We start from the raw sequence: 1,537 nt of genomic DNA, 5'->3' as shown, positions 1-1,537 counted from the left end.
CTCCAACTGTGCGCGACCCATCGCGTCGCCGCGTCGGGCCCGCATCGCGCGGCGGCGCCCGAGGCCTGTCCCGTCGCCTCCCGACGGATGCCACGGGATGCCGTGGGACACAGAGACAAGTTTTTTGGACGAAGTCGGTCTGTCGTGCTTCGGGCCATCCGGTAGAATGGCCACGTTGTCGAGGGTCGAGCGCCCCGGCGGACCTACGGCCGACCGAACCGTCCGTCTCCGCTCGCGCCTCGAACGCGGACGGGGACTATTTGACGTGTCGTTCTCAGCCAAGCCCGATAAGCCTCAGTCCCCGCGCAGGCGGTCCCTGCCGGACGGGCAACCGTCCCGGCGCCAGGGATCGGCGCAACGGGCCGCGCGCGGGCCGGGAACCGGCGAACACCGCGTCGTCCCCACGCCGGAGGCGGCCGCAGTGGCCGTCGGCGCCCGCATCATCTACCTGAGCTGGGCCCAGACCTTCGGCCGCCCGCCCCGCGCCCGTCTGCCCGGAATGACCGCACGCGTGCTGCCGTTCCGCAGGCGCTGACGCGCACCCTGGACAACGCCGGCGATCAGCCGTTCGTGCCGGTCCGGCGCTGCTCGGCGCGGGCGCCCGGAACACCGAGGCCGATCGCCTTGGCGAGGGCGGAGCGCTGCGCGGCGTAGCCCGGCGCCGTCATGGGGTAATCCGTCGGCAGGCCATAGCGCTCGCGGTACCGCTCCGGCGTCAGGCCGTGGGCGGTGAGATGCCGCTTGAGCGTCTTGTACGACCGCCCGTCGATGAAGCTGACGATGCCGTCCTGCTGGACCGACTTGCGGATCTGCGCCGCGGTCGGCGGCTCGATCACGGGTGCGACCTCGACGGGAACCTTGCGGTCGAGGTTGATCAGCGCGCCGTGCACGCTGGCGATCAACGCCGGCAGGGACGTGGGTGGGACGGGGTTGTTCGAGACGTAAGCCGCGACGACGTCGCCGACCAGCACGGCGAGTTCGGTGCTGCTCTCAGGATGCGTTTCGGGCACGGCGCAAGTTCCGATCTAAGCTTTCGTTGATGACCCAATGGTTCCAAAGCAAAAACCGTCGCAGTGTCAAGATGGTCTGTTCAGCCGATCGCCCGAAACGGCAGCATTTTAATGCCGACACTCTAGAAACCGCTGCTCGGACAGAGTGTTTCCACTCATCCGCTCGGCGGCTTTGTTGAGGGACCCAAGCTTAGATCTGGCAAGAATTCGAAATACAAGACTCAGAACACAATTTTAAGCCTGTCCACGCCCTCAACCGATCCCCAGGCCGCGGATCAGGGCGAGGCTGACCGCCACGAGGACGGCCAGCGACGCGGTCACCGCCAGGGTGACCCGGCCGCCGACCCGGGCGAGCACCCGCACGTCGACGCCGAGGCCGAGGGCCGCCATGGACAGCACCGTGAGCACGCCCGCGAGCTGCGTCAGCGGCTTGACCGCCGCATCCGGGATCAGCCCGAGGGAGCGGGACGTGGCCAGGACCAGGAAGCCGAGGATGAACCACGGCACCAGCTTGGTCAGGCCGGGCC

2 protein-coding genes are annotated in these 1,537 nt (G+C 68.6%); both read right to left on the bottom strand.

All coding sequences use genetic code 11. The features are described from left to right. Positions 1–560: 560 nt before the first annotated feature. Positions 561–1,010 (bottom strand): MucR family transcriptional regulator, encoded by a 450-nt coding sequence (locus tag FV228_RS29250; RefSeq protein ID WP_147857660.1) that lies wholly within the window; start codon positions 1,008–1,010, stop codon positions 561–563. A 252-nt stretch (positions 1,011–1,262) separates the two neighbouring features. Beyond that, a partial coding sequence (locus FV228_RS29245; protein WP_147857659.1) for a putative sulfate exporter family transporter occupies positions 1,263–1,537 on the bottom strand: 275 nt, incomplete at its 5' end.

Origin of the sequence: Methylobacterium sp. WL18 (genome assembly GCF_008040015.1) — a bacterium.
Taxonomy (GTDB): Bacteria; Pseudomonadota; Alphaproteobacteria; order Rhizobiales; family Beijerinckiaceae; genus Methylobacterium; species Methylobacterium mesophilicum.
The sequence above is the reverse complement of the archived record's forward strand: the minus strand, read 5'-3'. Positions and strand labels throughout refer to the sequence as shown.